The following is an 18415-nucleotide window of genomic DNA, read 5'->3' on the forward strand; positions in this document are numbered from 1 at the left end:
TACTTATCCATTAGGTTTCTATAAAAAAACTAAACATTAGTGTTTAGTTTTATTTAATAGTTTTAATATTTAATTCATTAAGTTGTTTATCTTCAACAAAACTTGGTGCATCATTCATCATATCAATTCCTTTTGAGTTTTTAGGAAATGCAATAACATCTCTAATTGATTCTGAATGAGTTAACAACATAATAACTCTGTCTATACCAAATGCAAAACCTGCATGTCTTGGAGCGCCATATTTATAAGCATTAATAAATCAACCAAAATTTTGTTCAATTGTTTTATCGTCTAATCCAACAGCTTCAAACATTCTTTGTTGAATTTCAGAATCAGTAATACGAACTCCCCCACTACCTAACTCAAAACCGTTTAAAACTAAATCATAAGAATCTGCTATTGCATTTTCTTTATTTGTCTCAAAATCCTCAATTGATTTAATATTTGGCATTGTAAAGGGATTATGTGCAGCAACATATCTGTTTTCTTCTTCACTTCATTCATATAATGGGAAATCAATGATTCATAATAGTTTGTAATCATTTGGGTCAGTTAAGTTTAAAATTTCAGCAACTTTATTTCTAACTGAACCTAACATATCAGAAATTTTCTCATATTTTCCTACATTTAATAAAATAGTTGCTTTATCTTTAATATTAAATTTTTCAATTAATTTTTCTTTTTCACTATCAGATAGAGATGAAGCTATTGATCCACTTCATGTTCCACTTTCATATTTAGCAAAAGCTAAATTATTAAAGTTTTTTTGTTTTGCTGTTTCAGTCAATATTTCTAATTGTTTTTTACTTAATAATTCTTCAACACAAATACCTCTTATTGATAAATTATTCTCTTTAAAACCTTCAAACAATTTAATTTGTGTATTTGCAAAAATATCATTTAATGAATTTAATTTTAAATCAAATCTAATGTCTGGTTTATCACTACCATATAAATCAATTGCTTCTTTAAAAGGCATTTTGATTAATTTTTCTTTAAAATCAATTCCTTTAACTTCTAAAAAGATTTTCTTAATAACTTTTTCAATTTGATCTTGAACTTCAAATGCTGATGCAAATGACATTTCCATATCTAATTGAGTAAATTCAGGTTGGCGATCATTTCTTAAGTCTTCGTCCCTAAAACATCTTACTATTTGATAATATTTATCAAATCCACTAATCATTAATAACTGCTTGTATAATTGCGGTGATTGAGGTAAAGCATAAAAAGCATTTTTATTAAGTCTTGATGGAACCAAGAAATCTCTTGCACCTTCTGGTGTTGATTTACCAAAATAAGGTGTTTCAACTTCGATAAAACTATCTGCTTCAAATTCTCTTCTAATAATACTATTAACTTTAGCTCTAAGAACGATATTTTCTTGAATTTTTTGTCTTCTTAAATCTAAATATCTATATGACATTCTTGTTTCTTCTGATACTTCAACTTCATTTTCAATAACAAAAGGAGTTAGTTCACTTTTATTTACTAATTCTAAATCAATAACATCAATTTCAATTTCACCAGTTGAAATTTCTAAATTCTTTGATTTACGTTCAATTACTTTACCTTTAATTGCCACAACATATTCTGGCTTTAAATTAGCAATTAATTCTTGTTTATTTTCGCTAACAACAATTTGAGTTATTCCATAAAAGTCTCTTAAATCAATGAAAGCTATTTGTCCCATTTTACGTATTTTTTTAATTCAACCTTGTAAAATAACTTCTTGATTAACATTTGATAATTTCAATTCACCACAATTATGTGTTCTTTTCATATATTACTTTTCTCCTTTTAAATAGCTAATTATTTGATTGTATTTCAATTCAACTGGTTCACCAGTTAATTGTGGCTTAATTGAATATTGATTATTAGCAATTGAGTTATCTCCTATTACTAATATATTTTTTGCCTTAGCTTTTTCTGCTGATTTAAATCCATTTTTTAAATTTTTAATATTTCAATTTGTATCTATTTTCAAATTTTTTCTTCTTGCTTCTAGCATTAATTTATTGGTTAATTTTTGTGCTTGTTCAGATAGTGGGATAATAAATAGTTCTATTTCTTTTTCTTCTACTACTTTTATTTTTTGTTCATTCAAAATTAACATGATTCTTTCAAGACCAATAGCAAATCCACTTGCTGGAATTGATGGTCCTCCAAGCTCTTCAACTAAATTATTGTATGAACCTCCAGCAATAATTGCTTGATTAGTTTTAATGTTTTTAAATTCAAAAACTAAACCTGTATAGTAATCAAGACCTCTAACTAAATTAAAATCAATTTCAACTTTTAGACCCATTTCTTTTAACTGTCTAAATGTTTCATTTAATCTTTCCTTATTATTTTCAGTTGCAAATTCAAACATTTTAGGACCATTTTTAACTTTGCTTGAATCAATTTTGCAATCTAAAATTCTTAAAACATTTTTTTTAAATCTTTTTTGACAATCATCACATATATTTTTGATGCTCAAAATGTATTTTTTTAATTGTTCTTCGTATTTTTTTCTTTCTTCACCAGTTACTAAGTAATTTATTTGAACTATTATGTCTTTTTCAATATTAAGCTCTTTTAAAAAACTATCTCCTAGAGAAATTAATTCGATATCATGGTTTAGTGAATCCAACCCAAATGTTTCAACACCTAATTGATTAAATTGTCTATATCTTCCTGCTTGAGGTCTTTCATATCTAAAAATAGGTCCAATATAAAATGTTTTGTAAGGTAGATTTTCTGGAATGTACAATTTATTTTCAATTAGTGCTCTAACTGTTGGAGCTGTTCCTTCTGGTCTTAAAACAAATTCTCTTCCTTTTTTATCTGTGAACTCATACATTTCCTTGCTAACAATATCACTTGTATCACCAACACCACGAACAAATAATTCTTTTGATTCAAACATTGGAGTTATTATTTCTCCATAGTTAAATAAATTTAGAACCTTTCTAAACTTTTCTTCAACAGCATTTCATTCAGCTGCGCTATTTAAAAATAAATCTTGTGTTCCTCTAGGCTTTTGAATCATAAAAATCTCCTTTTGCTTTTAATATTATATCATCATCTAATATTCTCTAATTTTATAAAAAAGAAAAAAATGATAGAAAACTATCATTTTATTTTAATTCTTCAATTTCATCATCAAATAATGAAGGATCTATTGTATAACTTTGACCTTGCATTGCTGCCATAGTTGCATTTGCTTGTTCAGCTCTTGCTTTCATAACTTTTTGAGCATCTTTTTTAGGATTAACAATAAACATAAAAATTGATGCCATTATTGTTACTAAAGAAGTTACTAATGAACAAATTGACAATGTTACAATTACATTAATTTGAGACTTATAAGTTGTTTGAAGTGCTGCTATAAATGCTGAAAATTCGTTTATCGCTTGTGTTGGTCGTTCAGGGGCGTCTTTTTCTCTAATAGATAAATACTTGTAAGCATCTCATTTTTTCATTATTGAGTCACTTGAGATTGAGCCAACAGAATTAAAAATAATAAATATAACAAATATAGCAACAATTAAAAGTGTAAATCCGCTTACTCTATATTTTAACCTTGAAGCATCTTGTTTTTTTCAAAATGTATAACCTATATAACCAAATCATATTAAATAAAAGACTCCAAAAATAATTTGACCTACATTTGTTGTTGCTTGAGCAAAAATATCGGTTGATGTAGGAACTGCAACTTCCCTGCTAATATTTGATTGTATTAATCAGAAACTTCCAAATTTGCTTCAATCTTGATTAGGAAATAAATTATTAAGCATTGATTGATCATTTCTGTTTAAATCTACTCTTACAGTACCAACGTAAATTAATAGGGCTACATAAAAGATTATTGTTATTAAAAGAAGAACTGTAAATATTTTTTTAAGTAATGGCATATATTTAGGTTTTGTTTTAAATGGATAAAATTTAGGATGCACAAAAATATTTTGAGGCATATTTCCCATATTTCCGTTAAAGAAATTTTGTTGGTTAAAAGTTTGTTGACTAAAATTTTGTTGGTTAAAATTTTGTTGGCTATTTTGTGAAGCATTTGTTTTAGTTGATTGTTGTTGGTTAGATTTTTCTTGTTCAGCTTTTTCTTTTGCTTCTTTTTCAGCCATTTCTTTTGCCTCTTCAGCTAATTTTTCATCCATTTTTACAACAAACGCAGAAGATAATTTTCCATATTCTTCAATTTGCTCAATTGTGAATTGTTCCTCTTCATTAGTTAAAGTTTTTTTAGTAACCTTATATTCTTTACTTATAAATGCAACAACCCCTGCATATTCTCCATAAAAATCATCAGCTGTTAGATCCAATTCAGGAGTTTCAAATCTATTTGAAACTTTTGTTATTTTTACATATGCTTTTGCAAATTCAGCACCTATCTTTTTACGATTATATCTACATTTATATGAATCGCTTTCTAAAAGCAATAATAAATCAATAAGCTTAATAAAATGTTTTCTAAAAACTTCATCTTTTCTAAGGTAATATTTCAACTTATCTGACTTTATTACATTAAAAAGTAAATGTGAGATACTTAAATACACTTTTTTAATTTCCATATTTTTCCTCCATATTTTTGATAAATTTATATTCAACTATATTTTCTTTATCCATAGTCGAATTTAATAGACCTTGTTGAATATTATATAGTAATTTAATTTTATCATTTAATTGATTTATTTTTAATTTATTTCCAAGTGCTATCTTAACCCTATAGGGGTGTGCCTTAGTTATTGAAACAATTTGATCACTTTTTAAACCCTGTTTTTTTAAAATGTTAACATCTCTAAAAAATACAACAGTTGAGCTAAGCAAAGCAATTAATTTAGAAATATCATCATTTAATAATAAATAATCTTTGTAAAGTGTTAAAAAATCTTTAGTTTTATTGTTAACAAAAAGATTTGCCAATTCGAAAATATCATTTTCTATATATTTTGTTAAGTTAACAGTAATATCTTCAAAACTTATAATTTCTTTTTCTAAATGAGATAACTTATTAATTTCATTTGTTAATGTTTGCATATCTTTTGGAATTGATTCGCTTATAAATCTAGCATCTTGATCACTAATTGATTTATTATTTTTTTGAAAAAATGCTTTTATATAATTAATAATCTCAATTTCTTGCATAGGTTTAACTTGAGTAATTTCTAAATTTTCTTCTAAATATTTAACAATTTTTAGTCTTTTTGATAATTTATCATTATTTAAAGTAAAAATTACTATATTATCTGTTTTGCTTTGTAATATTTTATACAATGCTTCTTCTGTATAATTTCTATGTAAGCTAATTTTTTCTTCTGTTGCAAACCAGGCATCTGAAATTATAAGTATTTTAGATTCGTCAAATAATGAATAAGTAGTAAGTGAAGTATAAATATCAGATATATCATTATAGATTAATGAATAATTTTCTACTTCATATTGTTTCTCGCTAATAAAACCTTTAACTAATTTATTAATTGTTTTAGTTAGTAAGAAATAATCTTCTGAATAAATGAAATACATAATACCCTCCACTTTGTTATTATTATTTTATCTTATTGTACATATAAAATTGATTAAAGAATAAAAATGTTTAATTTTATTTACTTATTTGCTATAATCTAAATTGTACTAAAAAAATTATATATATAAAGGAGTTGAAATTATGCCAAATATTAAATCACAGAAAAAACGTGTTTTAACTAATGAAAAATCAAGAGCTGCAAACAAAGCCATTAAATCAGAAATTAAGACTGCTATTAAAAAAGCTTTAGCTGCTAAAAAATCAGAAGATACTAATACAAAAGATTTAATTAACCACGCAGTAAGTTTAGTTGATAAAGGTGTTAAAAAAGGTATCTTAAAACCTAATAAAGCTGCAAGAGAAAAATCACGTTTAATGCAAGCGTAATTCTCAACTATTATGAAAATAATGTAAGACAACTAATTGTTGTCTTATTTTTTTATAATTTTTAAGTTTTTTAAAAGTACAAAATAATTATTTACTCCATTTGTTACATAGTATTTAATATTAAGCATGCTTAAATTATCTAAAGTCTGCTGATGTGGAAATCTTTTATTTCCTCCCTCATTTTCTCCGCTTATTAAAGCTATATCAGGATTTATTAATTTAAGAAAAGCAAAGTTTGAACTTGTTTTGCTCCCATGATGACCAACTTGTAAAATATTTACTTTTTTTAAATTTATTAAATACAAAAAATCTACTCTACTTAACAAATAGTTCTCTGTTTCTTTTTCGGCATCTCCCATAAATAATGTCCTTGTGGTACCAATGTCAACTAATAATACTAGACTTTTATTATTTTCTGAATTTGCAAAAGGATTTAAAAAAACATTTATTGTAATATTTTTAATTTGAATCAGTTCATTAAACGAATTGTTATAAAAAATTTGATTAACTTTGAAATTTTCTTTGATACTAAATAAATTATTGTAGTGATCTTCATGATTATGAGATATAAATATTAAATCAATTTTATTTATACCATTATAAATTAAAAAATCTTTTACTAAATCAGTGCTTCTGCCTTTACCAACACCAACATCAAATAATATAGTTAGGTTATTTCATTTATTATGATAAACAAAGCTATTAGCATTTCCAACATTAAGCATTGTCATGTAATCAGAAGGCTTCAAAATTCATGAAATAAAATATGCAGTTATAAATAAAGTAATAAAATTTAATTTATAAACTAATTTAAAATTTGCATTAATTATGGAAATGTGCATTAACAATCCAAAAATTAGAAAAAATATGTTTTGTTTACCTACATTAATAATTATGCTTATCTTTTTAAGAATCATAATTATTAATAGTAATACATCATAAAGCATATTAAGATAGTCTTTTTTTACTATAGCTATTAAAGGGATTAAAAGATAGTATATAAAAATAATAGGGGATAATATAAAAGCATGTATAAATGAAGTTAGATTTAATTGATAATTAAAATAAATATTTAATAAATTTAAAAATATAAATAAGCCTAAAGTTTTTGATCAATGTTTTTTTACTTTTCAATCAATAAATGAATTTATTAAAATTATTAAATTAATATATCAAAATGCAGTATTAAAAACAAAATTTTGAAATAGACTCATCATAATTAAAATTGTCACTAAATTTATTGTGCTTTTATTACCCAAAGTTTTCTTAAACAATGTCAAAAACTCTTTTATAACTATTCTTGTTATTAATAAAGGTCAAACAGTAAGATAACTTCAAAATAACAAAATAAGAATGAATAGAATTCTATTAAATTTTTTAACTTTTCTTTTTTTATTTGCGTATTTTATCAATAAAAAAATATTAATGAAATTAAAATTAATTAAATATTTTAAACTTATATCATTTAAGCCTTGTACAAGTAAATCATCCGAGTTAAATTTATTTAGAAAAAATAGTTTAAATAGCTCATGCTTTTGATTTAGATTAAAAATATTAAATAAGAATACTCTTAAATTTTTGTTATCTACGACTTCCATATTTGTAACTTTTATTTGATAATTTATAAAGTCTTTACTTAAAAATTCTTTAAAATTAAACTGATAATAATTTGAATGAAAAATAAACTTTTGAATTTCACCTTTAATTAAAACTTTTTGTCCTTCAACTAATTGATTATTTACTGATTGAATATAAAATTTAGTATGATTTATTTTTAAAATAATATAGTTTTGCTTTATTTTAATAACTTTAGCTAATTGCTCAACATTTGAGCCAAGCTCAATTTTTTCACTTGTTCAATAAGCATTATTTATATAAACAAGTATAAAAAATATAAATCATAAAATAGTATAAGACTTTTTATATTCTTTTTTTGTAAACAAAAATAGAGTTAATAAAAGTACGCTTATAATAATTCATAAAAAATTATTAGAATAAATAAAATAGTATATAAATGCTATAGACAATAAGTAATAAAAATAAACTAAAGGCTTAAAATAAAATAAATTTAGAAATTCCTTTTTGAAATAAAAATTTGTCATTAATTGATTCACAGAATTTTTTAACCTCCATTTCTATTTGAAATGAAGATCTGTTTTGTTTCAAAATTAAATACAATTCATTTAATTCAATACTGTTTAAATTAAAAATTTGTAAATCTTTTTTCACTAAACTTTTTTGATCAATTTTTACAACATGTTTATCTTTAATATCTAAAAAAATCTTATCAAATCTTAAATCTATGTTTATTGAATCAAATCAACTTAAATTACTGTTTCTTTTTTCAAATTCAATTCAATAATTTTTATATTTATTTTTAGGAAGTTTTTTAGGATAAGAAAAATTACTTATATTAGTTTTAAATTCATATCTTAATTCAAAGTTAAACTCTTCTTTTTTTGTCAAATCAAAAACTCCAAAAACGCTTGTTATAAAAACAAGCACTAAAATTAGTAAAGATGCAAATATATACTTATTTTTCTTCATGCTTATTATTAAAGAAAAACAAAAAAATCTACCGAAGTAGATTTTACTATTTATTAACTTTATTTAAAATTTCTTCAATTCTATTAGCATTCTCTAAACTAGTATCATATTCAAAAGCTAAATCTGGAACTGTTCTTGTACTTAACTTATGAGCTAATTTCATACGAATAGCTTTTTTATTTTGTTCTAATTCCTCTTCAATTAATTCTTTTGTAATATCTTTATTTAATGGTAAGAATGATCAATAAATCTTAGCAACTTCGCCATCATTTGTTAATCTTACTTCAGCAATTGAAAGAGCTTTTAATATATCATTTTTCATTTCTCTTTCAATAATAATTGTAAGCTCTCTTAAAATAGTAGCTTCTTTTCTACCTTTAATTTTGTGATTTGCCATAAATCCACCTCGAGTTCTATATTGTTATTATAATATTTTTTTAAGTATTTCCAAAATTTCTTTTCCAGCAATTTTAATAAAATCACTAAACTGAACATTATTAGCATCTTTCACACCAATAATATCACTTATAATTTTTATAACACTCAATTTCTTCTCAAATAAATAAGCAGTTTGAGCATAAGCAAAACATTCCATGTCTAAAACACTTATTTGATTATTAATTTTTTTAACAAATTTATCTATTTGGTCTTGTGAATTAATAAAAATATCAGATGAAGCTATATTCTTAATTTGATAGTTTTTTAGTTTACCTTGCAAAAGATTATTATTTGATTGATAAAATTTTGGCATTCTAGGAACTTGACCATATTCATAACCAAAAACTGTTGCATCAGCAACACAATTATAGATTTTATCGATAATGACAATATCACCTTGTTTTAACTTATTATCACAACCACCACTTGTTCCTATATTAATAATTTCATCAATATCATATTTAGTCAAAATATATGCTAATTGTGCCGCTGAATTAATTAATCCAATACCCGTTATGCAAAACATTAAATCATCATTTTTGTAAATATTGAATTTTTCATCTTCTATTTTATGTAAATCAAAATAGTCAATTGAATATTGCAATTCTTCATGCATTGCACCAATAATTAATTTCATTATTTTTCTCCTTTGACATAATAATTGTAAGTTTTAATTAATTTATCACCAATTGAATCTTTACCATGAACCTTAATTGCTGTTTCATATTGGTTTATTAACAATCTAATAAAACCTGATTTTAAATCTTTGAAACACTCTTCACGATACAACTCAACATTTTCATAATCGCGTTCTTTACTGATTTTATCAGCACAAAATACTATCATATCTAAAACACTCATTTTTTCACAACCAACTGTATGATTAAAAACTGCATTTATAATTGACTCGTCATTTATTAATCAATCATATTTTAAATGAAAAGCTCCTGTATAAGAATGTCAAACTGGTTTTGGTTCCTCTAATAAAGTCTTATCATATTTATTTAAGTATTCTATTTGCTTTGAGGTATCTCATCTTTTTGTAATATCATGAAGAGTACCTGCAACTTTTGCTTGTTGAGGATCAATTTGATTCAATTTAGCTAAGGATTCAGCCATTTCTCCAACATTTAAACAATGTTCATATCTTTTTTTATCCATAAATGGCTTAACACGTGATTCTAAGTAAAGTAAATGATAATTTATGTAGTTATTCACCTTTGGTGTTAACAAATTTAAATTTTTTAATTCTCTTACTTTGGTAGAGCTTAGAAAATTATTTTCAAATTGATAAATTGGAATATTGTATTTTTGCGCTACTTCTTTTTTGTATACATCATTACGTTCGAAAACTATAAAGTTAACCATGTTAATTAATTCATCAAAATTATTTCATTCTTCTAATCTATTTAAATTATCAGAACCAATAATAAATGAAAAATCATTTTGAGGATACATTTTTTTAAAATGTGAAACAGTTTCAAAAGTAGTTGTCACTCTATTATTATTCATTTCAAATTTATCAATTTTAATGTAGTCTTCATTTTCAAAAATTAAATTTAATAAATTAATTCTTTCTTCATTTGATGTTTTAGTTGATGATTTAAAAGGATTTAAAAATGTAGGTATAATTCAAACTTCCTCAAAGTTAAGTTCATCATGGCAAGCTTTAGCCATATTAAAATGATCTGTATGGACTGGGTCAAAACTGCCTCCAAAAAGTGCTATTCTTTTTTTATTTTTCATCTTTTCATCTTTCACTTAAAATATAATCTTTCCCTTTTTGAACTTCTGTTTTACTTAAAGTTGGGTAATCTCATTGTCTTAATATTTCATAAGCAACAATTCCCACTGTATTTGCTACATTAATGCTTCTAGTTTGCGGAGACATGGGTAATCTAAAAGTTTTATCATAATTATCTTTAATAATTTGTTTTGGAATTCCTGTAGATTCTTTTCCAAACATAATAAAAACAGGTTTTTCATAACTATTAAAGTCAAAATCACTATGAGGTTTTTCACCATATCTTGAAATACAGAATAAGTCAATTTCTGAATTCTTTTCACAAAAATCTTCTCAATCATCATAAAGTTCATATTCAACTAAATCAAATGTTCCTGCACTTGCACGATTTAATTCTTCTTTTTTAAAGATAAAACCTAATGGTTCAATAATATGTAGTTTAGCATTTGTAGCAACACATGTTCTAATAATTGCAGCTACATTTTGCGCTATTTCTGGTTCATATAAAACAATATTAACTTGATTTTTCATCAATGATTTCTCCTTCTATAATCTTTCTCATTTCTATTAAAGCATACGCTCTTGCGGAGCAATTAACTTTCTCCATTTCAGTTAAATCAGCACAATAAACATTGTAAGGTTCTGGTTTAAAAATATAATCATAGCCAAATGTATGATCTGATACTTTTAATTGACTTCCGATTTTTCCTTTTGTAATTCCTAATGCTTCATAACAAGCATTTTTAGAATAGTTACAAATAACAATAGCTGTTTGCATACTCATATTCTTATTTGTTGATTTTTTTGTTTTGTCTAATATCATTTTACAAATTTCTTTAAAGTCTGTAACAGGGCATGCTCATCTTTTTGAATAAACACCAGGAAAACCATCTAAAGCATCAAAAAAGTAGCCAGTATCATCAGCAATAGCTCAACCATTAATATGTTTTGACAAAGCTTGTGCTTTGATTAAAGCATTTTCTAATAATGTTTCTCCTGTTTCTTCTGGTTCAACATAATCAGTTAGGTCTTTAACACTTTTTATTTCATAACTAGGTAATAATAGTTTGAACTCTTCAATTTTGCCTTCATTACTTGTAGCTATTCATAATTCTTTTTTATTCATAGTGCCTTTCTTTTATAATTTGATAATATATATTATATATTTTAGAGGTTTAGGAATTAAAATGAAAGCAATTAGTGGATTAAGTAATAAAATAAAAGTACAAAAAAATGATTTGATAAAAGAATCATATTCATACGTTAATAAATATCTAGATCGTGTTAATGAAATAAAGATTTATGAGCAATTAAATGATCTTAATTTATCTAATTTTATTTTTCCCTACACTTGAACATATACTAATGATGAATTAATTTCCAAAACTCATTATTTTGAAAACGCAATAACACTACATGATACAGATATATGTAAAAATAAAATGAAAGTAGTAATCAAATTGATTGATGAAATTCATACTTTAAATCTAGTTGGAATAAAACAATTTGAACCAGAAAATTTCTTAAATTTTTTTGTTAATAATACAATTAAATGCTTATTTGATTTATCTATATATAAAGAACAAATTAATGAAATTATAAAAAACTATTGAAATGACTCAGTAAAAGCTGTTTTTTCTCACAACGATTTAGTTAAAGGAAATTTTATTAACTTTAAAAAAGGATGAAAAGTAATTGATTTTGAATATGCAATGTATAATCATTATCTTTTTGACTATGCAAGTTTCATTAGTGAATCTTTAAATAAAAAAAGATGACCTGTTTTTATTGAAATGCTTAACCTTTCAAGTCAAGAATTATTAAAATTAAAAGATTTAATAACTTATCAAAATTATTTGTGAATATACTGAGCTAGTTATATGTTCGAGCAAACACAAGAAAATATTTTTATTGAAATAGCAAAAGAAAAATATGAAAACATGCAAAAGGAAATTAACGTGCGTTAAAAACTGCGTGATTTAATATTTTTTATTTTTCAGCTTTAACTTTAATTGCTTTAAAGTATTTTTATTTGTTATTTTATAATTCTATTCTATTGCCTTTTTGTTATTAACATTGAATATAATTAAGCCTATTATATTAATTAAATTTAATGTCATTATTGATGAGGCTAAAATTAAATGTTTTGATACTTTTCCATCAACCACCAATAATCGAGAAGCTAAAACTGCATTTAAAATGTTTATAATAGTTAAATATGAAGTAACAATAAGAACTATTTTTATAATTTCATTATATTGATTCAAATTCAACTTTCTTATTAAATCTTTTATAAACTCAAGATTAATATTTTCTAAATTTATTTGCTCAGAATTCAAATAATCTTCAAATACTTGTGAAAAGTTTTCCCTAGGTATCATTTTTTCAAATAATTCTATTACTTGCTCATGATTTAAATTTTGAGTTTCTCCATTTATTGTTACAGTTATTGTTTTTAAAGTACTTAAAATCTGATCATAAACATCATCAGGATCTAGATTCTCTTTGATAGTATCAATCGCTTGTTTAATTAAATCTTCGATTGTTGTTTTTAAATTTTTTTCAATAGAATCCACTATTGATAACATATATTCTTCTCTTATAACAATAAATAAAATTGTTGAAACTATTGACAATATTAATAAAGATATTAAAACAGACGAAGAACAAAATAAGTTTATTACAAGACCTATATTTCTTCTTTTGCCTTTTAGATTTAATTTTTTTTGTTCTTTTGTTATTTCAACTTTTGTTGGTGTTTCTTTACTCATGGATGTTTCCTTTATATTATTTATTATATTTCTTTATAGTATAAAATATTTAAACATAAAAATATAATAAAAAAATATTATTAAGCAAATAAGTTAGTTGCACCAATTGCTGATGCTATTAATATTCAAAAGGGTATATTAATTATTCCTGTTAAAATAGTTAATGTACCAACATGAGAAGCTATTTTAGGTTCTTTATTATAAATAATTGCATAGCCTACAATTGTATTAGCTGTTGGCGAAGCAATAATTGCAACACATAATACAAAAGCTAATGAAGTGATTCCTGCACCTGTTGTTGATTTTAATATTAAACTAAATAAAATAAATAAAATAACACAAATCATCGGAGTTATCATATTTTTAACAAAAACAGCTCATCAAACTAATTTTGACTTAAATGCTTCTTTAATTTCACTTTTAGCCAATACAGCTCCCATTGAAAATCATGCTAGTGGACTTGCTAATGGTGCTAAAATACCAAGAACTTGGCTTAACCCTGGAATGTATTGATCAATTCTACTAATTGAATAGCTCTCATCATTTATATAAATAATATTTAAACCAGGTATTAACTGAAATAATCATAAAAATATTCCTAAAAAAGTAGCTATAATTACAGGATTTTTAAAAACTTTAATAAAATTCAAAAAACCTTCTTTTGTGCCTATTAAAACTTTTTGTATTTCAACTTCATCATATCTTTTTTTCTTCATTATGTTATCAGCTGCTGAATACATAAAAATTCAAAAACCTATTAAAAATAAAGATGAATATAAATCTATACTTTGTTGTTGAGCAGCTGGAGAAATTGCTTTAATAATCATAACTCCAAAATAAACAGCAGAAGAAAAAGCAATACTCATTCCTAAAGTATCTTGAATTGATTTAGATTTATTTATAAAGAAATATTTTGAAGCAAAAGTAAGACTTGTATAAAAAATTAATCCTATAATTGCTATTAAAATTGATTCTCAAATTTGGTTTGTATTAATATCTATTAAAAAACTTTTTAAAGCTAAAGCTGGTAAAGCAGCATATAAAATTATTTTAACTATTACTTTTTCTCAATCAGCAAAAATTAAAGATTTTTTTTGAAATATAAATCCTATAAAAATAATGAATGAAGCTGCTATTAAAATGCTTCAAAAATTAAAATTAGACAAAACATCTGTCATTGCTTTTAGTGAACTGCTATATAACATTTATTTCTCCTCATAATTTTCATTACAAATATTATAAACTATTCATTTTAATATTATTTTATTAGCTTCTTGTTTTTATCACTCAAACTTAAAACTGTCGCTTACTTTTTTAAAAACAATCATTTCACAATTAATGTCTTCGTAACTATCATATTTAAAAATACCTACAAAATGATAACCAATGCCTTTAATTTTGTCATTTATTTTTGCAAAAGTAACATACTCAATATCGAATTTCTTTATTTTTTGAATATCTTTTTTTCTTTTTTCAATATCTTTTTGAGCATTAAATTGATAAATTAAATCTCAATTTTCAGAAATAAAGTTTCCATAGCCTTCTTTAATTGCTTCAGACTTTTTAACATCTAAAGTAATATTTGGAAATCAGACTTGTCTTTTATCATTGATTTTATAGCCAACTTTTAAAATACTTTGCTTATTTTGATCTATAAACAATGAATTTAAAACATCTATAATTTTATTAAATTTAATTCTATCTTTAGTTCTTATTTTTTTACTTTCTAATATACTATTTAAAACTTCTAAATCCATACAACTCTCCTCTTTTAAGAAATTATATTTTGAATACTATAAAAAGACAAATTAAAAAGATAGCAGAAAAGATGCTATCTTTTAAAATGTATTTTATTTATTTAAATTAAAATTTCAATTTGATTAATTCTCTAGTTGATGAAGTTAGCATTCTATATCCATCTTTTAAAACAAGAATATCATCTTCAATTCTAACTCCACCAAGTCCTGGTATATAAATTCCTGGTTCTATAGTTAAAGTCATATTTTCTTTTAAAATTGTATTTCCTGCAGCTGATGCATAAGGCTCTTCATGAATTTCAACTCCATAACCATGACCTAAACCATGAGTAAAGTATCCTCCATATCCTCTTTGCTCAATAAAGTTATAAACTTGTTTATGAATTTCTCCAGCATTAACTCCTGATGAAACTAAACTTATGCCTAATGATTGTGCTTCATAAACTGCATTGTAAATATCTTGTAGTTTTTCATCAATTTCACCAATAGCAATTGTTCTGGTTTGATCTGAACAATAACCATTGTAATAACAACCCATATCAATTGTAACTAAATCGCCTAATTCAATAACTTTATCTGTTGGAACAGCGTGTGGCATGCTTCCATTAACTCCTGATGCAATAATAGTATCAAAAGATATTTTTTCAGCACCCTTTACTAAAAATTCATTATCAACAAATCTTTGTAATTCTTTTTCAGTTATTCCAGGCTTAACAAAACCCAAAATTGCTTCAAAAACTTCATTTGTGATATCACATGCTTTTTGTAATTGTTCAATTTCTCACTCGTCTTTAACTATTCTTATTTCAGAACAATTAATTGGAACTAAAGTTTGTTCACTAAAAACTGAAGAATATCTTTCAAATTCTGCATAATGAACTCAATCTGATTCAAATCCTAGTCTTTTTACACCATGTATTTTAAGAATATCTTTAATTTGAGTAAACAAGTTATTTGAAAACTCTCTAATTTCAATTTCACTTGGAATGCTTTTTGAATTTCTTGCTGCAGTTATATATCTCCCATCTACTAATAAATAGCTTTTTGATTTTGTAATAATTAAATACCCTAATGATGATTTAAATTTTGAAAATCAATATCTGTTTTCTGGAGAATAAAATAAAATTGCTTCTGCTTTATTTTTTTCTAGTAACTGATTAATTATTTCTTGTTTTTTCATAGTATGACTCCTCTTATAAACTAATTAAATTTGCTTAAGAATAAAAAAAATAAAATAGCTGAGACTATTTTTTTTGTTTATGTAATTCGTGTTTGTTGCAATTACTACAGAATTTTTTAACTTCTATTTTTTCTTTTTTCTTATCGTTTTTACCAATGTAATTTTCATTTTTACATTCTGTACAACGTAGAATATATTTTTCACGCATAAACGTCACCTCACTAAACTCTTTATTTATATGTATGTACTTTACAATATCTATTTAATATTATCAATCTTTGCTTTTTTTTACAAGTTAGATTATGATTTATTTTTCTTTATTTTATATTAATTAAATAATTTGGTGTTTTGCTAGGTTTTATAGTAAAATATTATTAATGATTTTAATCATTTAATCTTCAAGGAGGAATTATGAAAAAATTAATTGCAATATTAGGGGCAACTACTCTAACAGCTTCATCAGCATCTGTTGTTATTTCATGTGGTAATAGCACAACTCAGGTTTACAGTGACTTTGTTGAACTGGCAAATGCTACAAGACCTACATTTGATGAAAATGGTAATGTAACAAAACCAGGATCAACTTTAATTTATTATATTGGAGCAAAAAATAACTTATCTTCAAAATCTTTTGAATTTGCATTGAAGGAAACAACTGGTTTAAATCAAAGTGCTAGTCTTGATGAAGCATTTGAAAAAATGAATACTCAAACAAATGATTCTTCAACTTTAGCTTATAATTTTCAAAATATTGGTGGAGCAATTAAAACTAATACAAATACACAGGATGGATTGAAGTATGCTCAAACAGAAGTTTCTTACAATAAGAAAAGAAGTTTATGATATTTCGAAAACGCTACTAATAACATTGTATTTAGTGAACAAGCAAAATCAAGCAAAATTGAAATTCACGGAACAACACTAGATGAAGTTTCTGACTTATGAACAGACAAAACAACAAGCAAAATTTTAAAGGACTGAATAACACCTTCAATAGCAAGGATGGAATATTCAACACAAGAGAATAGAGAATGAGATAATTCAAAGAACGGTGTTGATAAAGAATTAATTCAAGCAATAAATGAAAATATTAGTTCAAGAGTAACTCAAATAAGTCAGTCAAAAGGGCCTTTATTTTTAGTAATTCAAAATGGTGAATTTGCTGGATATTTTGATGGTTTTGAAACATATTCTGATGTTAAAGATGAAACAGCTAATCAAGAAATAGCTAAAGGCGCTTCAAAATGAAATCAAAATGTAAGAGCTGATTTCACAAGAATGTTTATTAGTTCAATTCAAAATTCTTTAGTGGAAGGAAGCATGTTTACTAATTTATATGGTCAATCTGGAATTAAATCTGAATTTTCATATAGTTTTAAAAAAGATAATATCTGAAAATGAAATCACTGAGATGGGTGAGTAGCAAATGATTCAGATACTGATGCTGAAGGTGAAACAACTGATCCTGGGACTGGTGAAGGTGAAGATGAACAAACAAACAATTTCACTTATAACTTAAATAATTATTAGTTGATATTTAAAATAGTTAGCATTAATAAAAAGCATTATTATTTATAAATTAAAATTGCAAGTGCAACAATTATAAGCAAAAATCTCATAAAATTTTGAATAGTTAACCATTTCAAAATTTTATGGGGTTTTCATTTATTTAATTTAATATTTAAATTATATTATGTTCTTTTAAATTTATAAAATTTGTTTTCTCGCTTCATTTTTTATACTCAATTCGCTAAAATTTTCATTATTTGTTTTTTGAAAAAAAACCTTAGGTTTTGCAATATAAAGTGGGATTTTTAATTATTCGTATGACCTTGTATAAAAAAGACTAGCTTTTATAACACTGTCTTTTTTAATAAACTTAATATTTAATATTTAATTAGTATGATTTAATCCCAAATATTTTATAATAATATGCACTCAGTTGGATCAGTCATTTTTAAATCCAATTTTTCTAAGTCTTTAGTTTAGTTTTTCTTATAAGTAGAGATACAAAATTTTTAATTAATCTAATTTTTAATTTATGACAGTTATTTGCTTATTTTATTG

Annotated in this window: 19 protein-coding genes; 3 read left to right on the plus strand and 16 right to left on the minus strand. The window is 24.1% G+C overall.

Annotated elements, in window-relative coordinates; translation table 4 throughout:
- Positions 1–49: 49 nt before the first annotated feature.
- The 4 genes from aspS to holA form a co-directional block, all read right to left on the minus strand.
- Complete coding sequence (gene aspS / locus CK556_RS02010; RefSeq protein ID WP_027875385.1) at positions 50–1783, minus strand: aspartate--tRNA ligase; 1734 nt, start codon at positions 1781–1783, stop codon at positions 50–52.
- 3 nt (positions 1784–1786) lie between these two features.
- Entirely contained in the window at positions 1787–3034 is a 1248-nt protein-coding gene (gene hisS, locus CK556_RS02015; protein WP_027875386.1) for a histidine--tRNA ligase, read from the minus strand.
- A gap of 88 nt (positions 3035–3122) precedes the next feature.
- Positions 3123–4571, minus strand: a complete 1449-nt coding sequence (locus CK556_RS02020; RefSeq protein ID WP_027875387.1) for a hypothetical protein — start codon at positions 4569–4571, stop codon at positions 3123–3125.
- A complete protein-coding gene (holA, locus tag CK556_RS02025) occupies positions 4561–5523 on the minus strand; it encodes a DNA polymerase III subunit delta (RefSeq protein ID WP_027875388.1) in 963 nt (320 codons plus the stop codon). Before holA ends, CK556_RS02020 begins: the two co-directional genes overlap by 11 nt.
- A gap of 142 nt (positions 5524–5665) precedes the next feature.
- Here holA and rpsT point away from each other — a divergent pair, with 142 nt between their 5' ends.
- Positions 5666–5911, plus strand: a complete 246-nt coding sequence (gene rpsT, locus CK556_RS02030; RefSeq protein WP_027875389.1) for a 30S ribosomal protein S20 — start codon at positions 5666–5668, stop codon at positions 5909–5911.
- Positions 5912–5955: 44 nt separating this feature from the next.
- Here the strand turns inward: rpsT and CK556_RS02035 are convergent, their stop codons facing one another.
- From CK556_RS02035 to CK556_RS02065, 7 genes are all read right to left on the minus strand, one after another.
- On the minus strand, positions 5956–7854 hold the full coding sequence (locus CK556_RS02035) for a ComEC/Rec2 family competence protein (RefSeq protein WP_157738871.1): 1899 nt from the start codon (positions 7852–7854) through the stop codon (positions 5956–5958).
- Positions 7855–7963: 109 nt separating this feature from the next.
- The gene (locus CK556_RS02040; protein WP_027875391.1) at positions 7964–8458 is read right to left on the minus strand and encodes a hypothetical protein; all 495 of its coding nucleotides are present in this window, start codon (positions 8456–8458) and stop codon (positions 7964–7966) included.
- A 46-nt stretch (positions 8459–8504) separates the two neighbouring features.
- Positions 8505–8855, minus strand: coding sequence for a 30S ribosome-binding factor RbfA (gene rbfA / locus CK556_RS02045; protein ID WP_027875392.1), 351 nt, complete (start codon positions 8853–8855; stop codon positions 8505–8507).
- Positions 8856–8882: 27 nt separating this feature from the next.
- Positions 8883–9533 (minus strand): 5'-methylthioadenosine/S-adenosylhomocysteine nucleosidase, encoded by a 651-nt coding sequence (mtnN, locus tag CK556_RS02050; protein WP_027875393.1) that lies wholly within the window; start codon positions 9531–9533, stop codon positions 8883–8885.
- Positions 9533–10642 carry a nicotinate-nucleotide adenylyltransferase gene (locus tag CK556_RS02055; RefSeq protein WP_027875394.1) on the minus strand — a complete coding sequence of 370 codons (1110 nt, stop codon included), beginning with the start codon at positions 10640–10642 and terminating at the stop codon, positions 9533–9535. Before CK556_RS02055 ends, mtnN begins: the two co-directional genes overlap by 1 nt.
- Positions 10632–11174, minus strand: a complete 543-nt coding sequence (locus CK556_RS02060) for a tRNA (cytidine(34)-2'-O)-methyltransferase (RefSeq protein WP_027875395.1) — start codon at positions 11172–11174, stop codon at positions 10632–10634. The genes CK556_RS02055 and CK556_RS02060 overlap by 11 nt, the downstream gene beginning before the upstream one ends.
- Positions 11155–11766 (minus strand): non-canonical purine NTP pyrophosphatase, encoded by a 612-nt coding sequence (locus CK556_RS02065; protein ID WP_027875396.1) that lies wholly within the window; start codon positions 11764–11766, stop codon positions 11155–11157. Before CK556_RS02065 ends, CK556_RS02060 begins: the two co-directional genes overlap by 20 nt.
- A gap of 61 nt (positions 11767–11827) precedes the next feature.
- Here CK556_RS02065 and CK556_RS02070 point away from each other — a divergent pair, with 61 nt between their 5' ends.
- Positions 11828–12607 carry a phosphotransferase gene (locus CK556_RS02070; protein ID WP_027875397.1) on the plus strand — a complete coding sequence of 260 codons (780 nt, stop codon included), beginning with the start codon at positions 11828–11830 and terminating at the stop codon, positions 12605–12607.
- Positions 12608–12688: 81 nt separating this feature from the next.
- Here the strand turns inward: CK556_RS02070 and CK556_RS02075 are convergent, their stop codons facing one another.
- From CK556_RS02075 to rpmG, 5 genes are all read right to left on the minus strand, one after another.
- Positions 12689–13411, minus strand: coding sequence for a hypothetical protein (locus CK556_RS02075; protein WP_027875398.1), 723 nt, complete (start codon positions 13409–13411; stop codon positions 12689–12691).
- An 80-nt stretch (positions 13412–13491) separates the two neighbouring features.
- A complete protein-coding gene (locus CK556_RS02080; protein WP_027875399.1) occupies positions 13492–14616 on the minus strand; it encodes an AEC family transporter in 1125 nt (374 codons plus the stop codon).
- A gap of 75 nt (positions 14617–14691) precedes the next feature.
- The gene (locus CK556_RS02085; protein WP_027875400.1) at positions 14692–15168 is read right to left on the minus strand and encodes a hypothetical protein; all 477 of its coding nucleotides are present in this window, start codon (positions 15166–15168) and stop codon (positions 14692–14694) included.
- Positions 15169–15274: 106 nt separating this feature from the next.
- The gene (locus CK556_RS02090) at positions 15275–16348 is read right to left on the minus strand and encodes a M24 family metallopeptidase (protein ID WP_027875401.1); all 1074 of its coding nucleotides are present in this window, start codon (positions 16346–16348) and stop codon (positions 15275–15277) included.
- Between the two features lie 64 nt (positions 16349–16412).
- The gene (gene rpmG / locus CK556_RS02095; RefSeq protein ID WP_011183279.1) at positions 16413–16556 is read right to left on the minus strand and encodes a 50S ribosomal protein L33; all 144 of its coding nucleotides are present in this window, start codon (positions 16554–16556) and stop codon (positions 16413–16415) included.
- A gap of 203 nt (positions 16557–16759) precedes the next feature.
- Here rpmG and CK556_RS02100 point away from each other — a divergent pair, with 203 nt between their 5' ends.
- Positions 16760–17878 (plus strand): lipoprotein, encoded by a 1119-nt coding sequence (locus CK556_RS02100; protein ID WP_027875402.1) that lies wholly within the window; start codon positions 16760–16762, stop codon positions 17876–17878.
- Positions 17879–18415: the final 537 nt, after the last annotated feature.

It is taken from the genome of Mesoplasma chauliocola (assembly GCF_002290085.1).
GTDB classification, from domain to species: Bacteria; Bacillota_I; Bacilli_A; order Mycoplasmatales; family Mycoplasmataceae; genus Mesoplasma; species Mesoplasma chauliocola.